8 protein-coding genes are annotated in these 9886 nt (G+C 45.9%); 6 read left to right on the top strand and 2 right to left on the bottom strand.

Annotation, left to right across the window (positions count from 1 at the left end):
- The first annotated feature begins 10 nt into the window (after positions 1-10).
- The 3 genes from JV36_RS0101605 to der all read left to right on the top strand — a co-directional run bounded on the left by JV36_RS0101605 (position 11) and on the right by der (position 3634).
- Positions 11-631, top strand: coding sequence for a YfgM family protein (locus tag JV36_RS0101605; protein WP_032097103.1), 621 nt, complete (start codon positions 11-13; stop codon positions 629-631).
- A gap of 42 nt (positions 632-673) precedes the next feature.
- Complete coding sequence (bamB, locus tag JV36_RS0101610; RefSeq protein ID WP_081926485.1) at positions 674-1930, top strand: outer membrane protein assembly factor BamB; 1257 nt, start codon at positions 674-676, stop codon at positions 1928-1930.
- A 258-nt stretch (positions 1931-2188) separates the two neighbouring features.
- Positions 2189-3634, top strand: a complete 1446-nt coding sequence (gene der, locus JV36_RS0101615) for a ribosome biogenesis GTPase Der (protein ID WP_032097102.1) — start codon at positions 2189-2191, stop codon at positions 3632-3634.
- 137 nt (positions 3635-3771) lie between these two features.
- Here the strand turns inward: der and JV36_RS0101620 are convergent, their stop codons facing one another.
- Together JV36_RS0101620 and xseA are read right to left on the bottom strand one after the other, a co-directional pair.
- Positions 3772-4821: a hypothetical protein gene (locus tag JV36_RS0101620; protein WP_052010283.1), complete on the bottom strand. Its 1050-nt coding sequence runs from the start codon at positions 4819-4821 to the stop codon at positions 3772-3774.
- Between the two features lie 11 nt (positions 4822-4832).
- The gene (gene xseA, locus JV36_RS0101625) at positions 4833-6185 is read right to left on the bottom strand and encodes an exodeoxyribonuclease VII large subunit (RefSeq protein ID WP_032097101.1); all 1353 of its coding nucleotides are present in this window, start codon (positions 6183-6185) and stop codon (positions 4833-4835) included.
- A 100-nt stretch (positions 6186-6285) separates the two neighbouring features.
- Between xseA and guaB the strand changes: the two genes are divergently transcribed.
- The 3 genes from guaB to JV36_RS0101640 all read left to right on the top strand — a co-directional run.
- On the top strand, positions 6286-7755 hold the full coding sequence (gene guaB, locus JV36_RS0101630; protein ID WP_032097100.1) for an IMP dehydrogenase: 1470 nt from the start codon (positions 6286-6288) through the stop codon (positions 7753-7755).
- Positions 7756-7944: 189 nt separating this feature from the next.
- Positions 7945-9522: a glutamine-hydrolyzing GMP synthase gene (guaA, locus tag JV36_RS0101635; protein ID WP_032097099.1), complete on the top strand. Its 1578-nt coding sequence runs from the start codon at positions 7945-7947 to the stop codon at positions 9520-9522.
- 172 nt (positions 9523-9694) lie between these two features.
- The coding region (locus tag JV36_RS0101640) for a transposase domain-containing protein (RefSeq protein ID WP_032139762.1) at positions 9695-9886 on the top strand (192 nt) is incomplete at its 3' end.

Below are 9886 nucleotides of genomic sequence, written 5' to 3' on the forward strand. Positions count from 1 at the left end.
AGAGGACATCATGGAACAGTTCGCAACAGAAGAACAACAAGTTGAAGCGATTAAGCGTTTTTGGAAAGAGCATGGCACTGCCATCATTGTGGGTGCTGCCTTAGGCCTTGGTGGCCTTTTTGGATGGCGTCAATATTCAGATATGCAAATTGAAAGCAAAGAAGCTGCTTCTGTTGCTTATCAAACAGCAGTAGAAACCTTCGCAGAAGAGGGGAGTAGTGCCAGTTTGAAATCGTTTATCGAAGAAAATAAAGATACCGGTTATGCCAGTATTGCTAACCTACTAGCCGCTAAAAAAGCAGCTGATTCGGGTGATTTAGACACTGCGGCCTCTCATTTAAACGAAGTGATTACGTTTGCTGAAAATGCGCAAATGAAAGAATTAGCGTCCCTTCGCTTAGCCCGTGTGCAAATTGAAATGAACCAGCTCGATGCTGCGTTGTCTACGCTTGGCAATGTATCAAACGACGCATTCTCTGCAGAAGTATCCGAACTTAAAGGCGATGTATATCAGCAGCAAGATAAGTTCGATGACGCGCGTTTAGCATACTCTAGTGCATTAGAAAAAAATGCCAACAACCCACTGCTGCAAATGAAGCTTGATAATCTAGCTGTTGCGGCAGCTCAGTAAGCTTGGGTCGAAAGGCTGATAAAAATTAAAGAGGTACGCAATTTGTTTCACAACACCTGTGGCCGTAAGGGTCGATTTGCCCGCACCATTTCAATGGCGTTGGCGGTTTCAATTACTTTGTCTGGCTGTTCAACCGTTTCTGACTGGTTCGCTGATGAAGAAGAGCTTGAAATTCGTCGTTTAAAGCCCATCGAAGCTAAGTTTTCTCCAATGGTAGAGTGGGAGCGAGATATCGGTGATGGTGTAAATCATTACTTTTCACGCCTTAAGCCGGTCTACACGTACGACAAACTTTATGCTGCAGACCGCCACGGCAACGTCGTTGCCATGGAGCCTGAAACAGGCAACGTAGTATGGGAAAAGAACTTTGCTACGTTTCGCACAGAAGGCATGCTGAGCTCTGTTAGCAATTTGTGGAGCAGTGGTGAAAGTGCCCGTATTGGTGGTATTTTTGTTGCTGATAGACATGTTTTTGTTGGCACTGAAAACGGTTACGTTGCTGCCCTAGACGCCGAAAGTGGCGAGCTAGTGTGGGATGCTACCGTGCCAGGTGAAGTATTAGCAGCTCCTGCAGCCGATGACGGTATTTTAGTAGTTAACACCGGCGCAGGCAGTTTGTTCGGTTTTAATACACGAACCGGTGAGCAGCTGTGGCGTCATGAAGGCGATACGCCTCCGTTAACATTACGCGGTATTTCAGGGCCCATAGCGTCAAACGGCGGTGTGATTGTGGGTGCCCCAACGGGCAAGCTTCAGGTTAACCTTATTGATACTGGCGTATTGGCATGGGAAACCGTTATTTCTACGCCATCAGGTGCCACCGAATTAGAGCGTATTGTTGATATAGACACTACTCCTGTACTGTATGGCGGCACTATTTATACTGTGTCTTACAATGGTACGTTGGCGGCAGTTGAACTGCGTTCAGGTCGTGTAATCTGGAAACGTGAGTACTCTTCATATCGCAACCTAAATATTGATGGTAATCAGATTTTTGTTGTCGATAACGCGTCTAACGTTTATGCCTTAGACAGACGAAACGGTGTGGAGCTTTGGTCGCAAGGCACGCTTAAGCAGCGCTCATTAACGGCAGCAACACCTGTGGGTGAATATGTGGTTGTGGGTGATAAATGGGGTTTTCTGCACTGGATTGAAAAGGAAAGTGGTGAAATTGTTGCCCGTCTAGACGTGGGTGGCGATGACGAAGATGACTCTATTTACGTAGAGCCCATCGTTGTTGAAGGCGCGATAGTTGCTATTACTCGCAACGGTGTAGTGGCGTCGGTCAAGGTTCCCTAGAGAGGTTCCTCAAGTAGAGTACCTAAAAAGCGCCGTCATAACGGCGCTTTTTCGTTTCCAGCCTTGTTATTAGTTCTTCATCACTCATAGGTGATGAATCCGAATTGGTATTAACCCCCTTAAAGGGTATAATGCGCACATTCAAAACCGCAAGTTGTCAACGAGCCATTGATGCTATTATCTAAAGCATTGATTACTTCGTTATTAAACGCTTGCGGTTTATGCTTTTTAGCTTTCATGACCTCTAGGATCTGATAAATGTTACCCGTTGTTGCTCTGGTTGGCCGTCCCAATGTCGGAAAATCGACCTTATTTAATCGTCTTACAAACACTCGCGATGCACTTGTTGCTGATTTCCCTGGTCTCACGCGAGATCGAAAATATGGCCAAGCCAAATTCGAAAGACGTCAATTCATCGTAGTGGATACCGGGGGAATTACGGGTGATGAAGAAGGTATCGACGCTGAAATGGCCCAGCAGTCTCTTCTAGCCATTGAAGAAGCTGATGTTGTGATGTTTTTGGTTGATGCACGAGCAGGGTTACTGCCAGCAGATCAAGGCATAGCCGACCATCTTCGTCGCATCAACAAAAAAGTCTTTATCGTTGCTAATAAAGTAGACGGTATTGACGGCGACAGTGAGAGTGCTGAGTTTTACAAGCTTGGGTTAGGTGAGGTTAAGCAAATTGCTGCCGCCCATGGTCGAGGTGTGAGTCAATTGCTACAAGACGGTTTAGCGCCTCTTGAAGCCGACTTTCCCGACATGGAAATTGTGGATGATATCGAGCCTGAAGGCGAAGAAGATGCGGAAGCACAGCGTCAACGACTTCAAGACTTACCTATCAAGCTTGCCATCGTGGGTAAACCGAACGTTGGAAAGTCTACGCTAACCAATCGCATTTTAGGCGAAGAGCGGGTGGTGGTTTTTGATCAGCCGGGTACGACCCGCGATAGTATTTACATTCCTATGGAACGAGATGAACGGGAATATGTTCTTATCGATACTGCTGGTGTAAGAAAGCGTAAGAAGATCAACGAAGCGGTTGAGAAGTTTTCCATTGTTAAAACCCTACAAGCCATTGAAGAAGCGAACGTAGTACTGTTGGTTATTGATGCTCGTGAGGGGATCACCGATCAGGATTTGAGCTTGCTCGGTTTCGTTTTAAACTCTGGTCGCTCGTTAGTACTAGCGGTCAATAAGTGGGATGGGTTAAGTAGCGATGTGAAAGACGATATTAAGCGTGAAATGGATAGACGCTTAGGCTTTGTCGATTTTGCACGCATCCACTTTATTTCGGCCCTTCACGGTTCGGGTGTGGGTAATCTATTTGGATCGGTTCAGGAAGCGTACTCAAGCGCGACTAAACGCATTAACACATCAATACTCACTAAGATTATGGAAATGGCTCAAGATGACCATCAGCCACCGCTTGTTCGTGGCAGAAGGGTTAAAATGAAGTATGCCCATGCGGGAGGGTATAATCCTCCTGTTATTGTTATACACGGTAACCAGGTAGATGACTTACCTAACTCATACAAGCGCTTCTTAATGAACTACTTTAGAAAAGCACTTGAGATCATGGGAACGCCCATCAAGATTGAGTTTAGAGAAGGGGCCAACCCGTTTGAAGGCAAGAAAAATAACTTAACGCTAGCGCAGCAGCGTAAACGCCGTCGCATGATGTCTTTCTATAAAGACAAATAGTACGAGCAAAATAGTAAAAAACCGACGATTACTTTTGAGTAACTCGTCGGTTTTTTGTTTTAAAGCTCAGTTTTACCGTTTTATACCTGTCGCGTGCTTAATAACAATTTCAGAACAGCAGCATTTTAGGATAGCTATTATAACAGCTTTCGAACCCGCTTCATTAACAACGATTCTTTTGGTACATCAACACGCTGTATTAGCTCATCCACGAGTGGATCTGAGAAATCGGTAGGAAATGTGGTGGCTATTTTTATGATTTTGTCGTGCTTTCTAAATACGTAGGTAGATGCATAAAGTGTGGGGGCTTTCTCAGACTCAGCCGTAATGCCGAGTCGCCACCCATCGGCAATTCCTTTTACTTTATATGGTGCTGCTGGGCTAGAGAGAGTAAGAGTAAGTTGCTGTGCTTTAGCTACCGCACTCGCTTTCGCTAGGTCGACATCGAGTTGCTCGTTTAACAGCGTGCGATCATCTTCAGTTATCTTGTGTGTAAACGGGTAAACAATCACATCAACGAGGGCATCCTCATAAGCAGGGTGAGTATATCGGGTAATGGCGCCACTAAATGGATCTGCAAAAAGTTGGGTGTCTAGCTTAGTAAACTGCCCAAATGAATTAGGCACTGCTAAGTCATGCTGATAATTACTTGCCTCAAGAGCGCGATAAAGGAATTCTGCTGTAAAAATTCCTTCGTTGACTGCATTGTCTTCCCACTGCCTAATTAGCGTTTCGGCATGTTGAAGGTTTCCACTTTCAGCCTGTTTCTGTGTACTTGTCTTAACAATATGGGAGTTTATCTCCATTCCTCGCCACTGCAGCGTAATTTCAGCAAATTGAGTGGTTACTCTCCCCACATTGGCTATCAACAGTTCGTAGTCATTATTCTCTGCATAAGGCTGCAGCGAGGTTAAATATGAGTTTGCCTTTAGAGCAGACACAAATTCGTCGGGAGTAATACTATCTTCTTTGCAGCGAACCTCTGGCTCGTTGCACAAGGCCACGAGCTCAGGCGACGGGTAAGTGGAAAACACAGAGACTGGTGCAGAAACACTATTTACAGCAGGGTTGGTCACAACGGCGTGTGCTATGGGTGAAAAAGTACCAATAGAAAGGAGTGCTCCAGTTGAAACCATAGCAAGAGACAAGGAGGCTATTCGAAAAGCGAAGCTGCGAAAGGTCGGCATAATTGGCTGAGTTATTCCTTTAACGTTTTGGTTACTGTACTGGTTATTTCACCGTCAGTCACTCGGGTTGTTATCGTATCGCCATTATTCACCGCCTCCACACTGGTTATCGCAGCGTTGTCAGAGAGAGTAATACTGTAACCTCTTGCCAGTGTAGACAGTGGACTTACCGATTGAAGTAATGATGCATTTGAGGCCAGCTGTTGCTTTTTGGTGCCAAGCAGCGCGGCCATGCTATTGAGTAATCTCGTTCTCACATAGGCCAAATTACTGTTTGATTGCGCAAGGCGTTGTGCTGGGTTTTGTCTATTCAGCCGGCTAGTTAGCGATTGCAGTTGTTTATCAGCGCCTGCTATATCTCGCTGCATTTTGTGCAGTAATTGCAGCTGTAACCGGTCTAGTGATTGCCATTGGTGCTGTATTTTACTCTGTGGGTGTAAGTTTTGTAATCGCTGACGCTGAATGGTCAGTTTTTGTTTGTTGCTGATGAGCTTTTGTGCAATCGCACGATGTATACGCTGGCGTTTTTGTACCAGCTTTTGCACAATTTCGTTCGAATCTTGGCTTAAAAGCTCAGCGGCAGCAGAAGGGGTTGGAGCACGCAAATCGGCTACAAAATCAGAAATAGTAAAATCGACTTCGTGGCCAACAGCACTCACAATAGGTAAATGACTGGCCGACACTTCTCGCGCTAATGCCTCATTATTAAAGCACCACAAGTCTTCTAGCGAACCACCGCCACGGGTTAAAAGCAGTACGTCAACTTCATTTCTTTCATTGGCTTTCTTAAGAGCCTGAATAAGCTGAGCCGGTGCAGTTTCCCCCTGTACCATTGAGGGGTACACAATAACCTGTGTTTGCGGGCTTCGACGTTTCAAAACGCTAAGTACGTCGTGAAGGGCGGCGCCACTTGATGAGGTGATCACGCCAATACGAGTAATATAGGTGGGTAAGCTTCGTTTTATTGACGCGTCGAACAGCCCCTCATTGTTGAGTTTCAGCTTTAACGCTTCAAAGGCCTGTTTTAAAGCGCCTTCACCGTCACTTTCCATGTGTTCAACAACTAGCTGATAGTCGCCTCTAGCCTCATAAAGACCCACCGACGCTCTCACTAATATTTTATCGCCTTCTTTCGGGCGCTGACGCACCGAGCGGTTTGAGCCCTTAAACATGGCGGCACGTACTTGTGCTTTGTTGTCTTTTAACGTGAAGTACCAATGTCCTGATGCCGCACAAACAAAATTGGATATTTCAGCAGACAGCCAAATCAGGCCAATTTCGCCTTCAAGCACGGTTCTAGCCAATCGATTTAGCTTTGTTACTGTTAAAATTTGTCGAGATGTAGATGGCGAATTTGTAAACATAAAAAAAATCACATGGTTTAATACAAATAGAGTTTACCTTAAAACCAAAAAACACTACAATCACGCCGCAATTAACCCTCAACTGAATAGGTGTTGTTGCATGCTACGTATCATCCAAGAAGCCCTTACTTTTGACGATGTGTTGCTAGTTCCTGGCCACTCAACCGTCCTCCCTCACACAGCAAGTCTACAAACGCGTCTTACGCGCAACGTGACAATGAATATCCCTATGGTGTCAGCCGCCATGGATACGGTTTCTGAAGCTCCCTTAGCCATTGCATTGGCACAAGAAGGTGGAATCGGGTTTATTCATAAAAACATGAAGCCTGAAGAGCAAGCAAAACACGTTCTTGAAGTTAAAAAGTATGAGAGCGGTGTAGTATCCGACCCTGTTACAGTAACTAAAGACGCCACCATTGGCGACGTTATTGCTTTATCGAAAAGCAAAGGTTACTCAGGTTTCCCTGTTACCGATGAAGAAAATAACCTCATTGGTATCGTGACAGGCCGCGACCTTCGCTTCGAAAAGCGCTTAGAGCTTCCTATTAGTAACGTGATGACAGGCAAAGACGACCTTGTCACGGTGAAAGAAGGCGCTAGCTCTGACGTGGTTCTTGACTTGATGCATGAGCATCGCATCGAGAAAATTCTTGTTGTGGACGACGCATTCAAACTTACCGGCCTTATTACGGTAAAAGATTTCCAAAAAGCAGAAAACAAACCAAATGCCTGTAAAGACTCACTAGGAAGATTGCGTGTTGGTGCGGCTGTTAGTGTTGGCCCAGGTACTGACGAACGCATTAAACTATTAGTAGATGCGGGTGTTGACGTGCTATTAATTGATACTTCACATGGTCACTCCCAAGGCGTTATCGACCGCGTGAAGAAAGTACGCCAAGATTACCCTGATGTACAAATTATCGCTGGTAACGTAGCCACTCGTGAAGGTGCAAAAGCACTAGCGGATGCGGGCGTAGACGCAGTGAAAGTAGGTATAGGCCCGGGTTCAATCTGTACAACTCGTATTGTAACCGGTTGTGGTATGCCGCAGATTACTGCCGTTGCCGATGCGGTAGAAGCGCTTGAAGGGACTGGAATTCCAGTTATCGCTGATGGCGGTATTCGTTTCTCAGGTGATATCGCCAAAGCATTAGCAGCAGGTGCAAGCTGCGTGATGGTAGGCAGCATGCTTGCAGGTACCGAAGAAGCCCCGGGTGAAGTTGAGCTTTTCCAAGGCCGTTACTACAAATCTTACCGCGGTATGGGGTCGTTAGGCGCCATGAACCAAAGCCATGGTTCATCAGACCGTTATTTCCAAGAATCCAATAATGCTGAAAAATTAGTACCAGAAGGTATTGAGGGTCGCGTTGCTTATAAAGGACCGATTGCCAATATTATTCATCAGCAAATGGGCGGCCTTCGCTCAGCAATGGGCTTGACCGGGTGCGCTACTATCGAAGAGCTTAATACCAAAGCACAGTTTGTTCGCGTAACGTCAGCGGGTATGGGTGAAAGCCACGTGCACGATGTGAGTATTACGAAAGAAGCGCCAAACTACCGTTTAGGTTAAGGCGAGTTATTGTTCAGCGTGGGTATAGTGTCTAACACAACCACGCTGTAAACCCACCCATGGGAGCTTGGCCTCGGCATCCATGCCTCGGACAGGTTGTTTACAAACACTTTGCCCACGCTATATGACGCCATATGACGTAATACGTCACAGTGTGGCTTAGTGGTTGAAAAGAAAAAAAGGCTTTTTATGAGTTCAGACATACACGCTCAACGAATACTTATTTTGGATTTTGGTTCGCAATATACACAGCTAATAGCACGCCGAGTACGTGAGATAGGCGTTTACTGTGAACTATGGGCTTGGGATGTAACCGAAGAGCAAATTCGCGCATTTAATCCTCAAGGGATCATATTGTCAGGCGGTCCAGAGTCGGTAACCGAAGAAGGGTCACCGCGAGCACCAGATTATGTATTTGAGGCCGGTGTTCCTGTTTTCGGAATTTGTTATGGCATGCAGACCATGGCTCACCAGCTTGGCGGCGGCGTGCTTGGTTCAGACAAGCGTGAGTTTGGTTATGCTCAAGTAGAGGTAATTAAGCCAAGTCCATTACTAGATAAGATTGAAGATGCTATCGGCGATAACGGAGCAGCTCGTCTTGATGTATGGATGAGTCACGGCGACAAAGTGTCTGCTATTCCTGATGGTTTTGAGACCATCGCCCAGACTGCGTCTTGCCCTCATGCGGCTATGTATAACGAAGAAAAACAGTTCTACGGTGTACAGTTTCACCCAGAAGTTACCCACACTCGCCAGGGCATGCGTTTATTAACGCATTTCGTTATGGACGTGTGTAAGTGTGAAAAGCTATGGACTGCGGGTGCGATAATTGAAGATGCGATTGAGCGCATTAAGCAAAAAGTCGGCGATGATGAGGTCATACTCGGTCTTTCTGGTGGCGTAGACTCCTCTGTGACGGCCATGTTGCTACATCGCGCTATTGGCAAAAACCTTACCTGCGTATTTGTTGATAACGGGCTGTTGCGATTAAACGAAGCCGACCAAGTTATGGAGATGTTTGGCGACCACTTTGGTTTAAATATCATTCGTATCGATGCTGAAGAAAGATTCTTAGCGCGCCTTGAAGGTATTGAAGATCCAGAGCTTAAACGCAAAGCCATTGGCAACGAATTTGTTCGCGTTTTTGATGAAGAAGCCGGCAAGCTTGCTAATGCTAAATGGTTAGCTCAGGGCACTATCTATCCTGACGTAATCGAATCAGCAGGGTCGGCCACAGGCAAAGCCCACGTGATTAAGTCTCACCACAACGTAGGCGGTCTCCCAGACGATATGGCGCTCGGGCTTGTTGAGCCATTGCGTGAATTATTTAAAGATGAAGTGCGCAAAATTGGTCTTGAGTTAGGCCTGCCTTACGACATGCTATACCGCCATCCTTTCCCTGGACCCGGTTTAGGGGTTCGTGTACTTGGTGAAATTAAGAAAGAGTACTGCGATCTCTTGCGTCGTGCCGATGCTATCTTTATTGAAGAGCTATACGCCGCAGACTTATACCAAAAAGTGAGTCAAGCATTCACCGTATTCTTACCGGTACGCTCTGTAGGCGTTATGGGCGATGCGCGTAAATACGACTGGGTAGTTAGCCTTCGCGCTGTTGAGACTATCGACTTTATGACGGCGCATTGGGCACACCTGCCTTACGATTTCCTAGGTAAAGTGTCTAACCGTATTATCAACGAAGTAGACGGTATCTCTCGTGTGGTATACGACATTTCAGGAAAACCGCCTGCTACTATTGAGTGGGAATAGGGAAAAGCAGGCACAATAAGCAAATACATCAGCTTAATAAGCCGCTTTAGCAAAAAGTAATAAAAAGAGCCCACGTGGCTAATGCCGATCAGTTAAGAAATATTTTAGCGATCGGTTGACCGATCTTTTATAGATGCAAAAATCCGATGAGCATTCGCCATCGGATTTTTTTATGAATTTTAAAACAGCTTTAGACACCGCGTTTAATGCCAGTACTCAGTTTCACTCATTTGACAAGCTTTCAACTTTCTTAGACCCAACTATCATTGATGAAGCTTTTGTTGATGCAGGTGTGGCAACGGTCAGAAAGCGTCGCTTACCGCTTGAATCGGTGATGTGGTGTGTCATGGGAATGAGCCTTTTT

This window comes from Alteromonas sp. LOR (assembly GCF_000753865.1).
GTDB lineage: Bacteria > Pseudomonadota > Gammaproteobacteria > Enterobacterales > Alteromonadaceae > Alteromonas.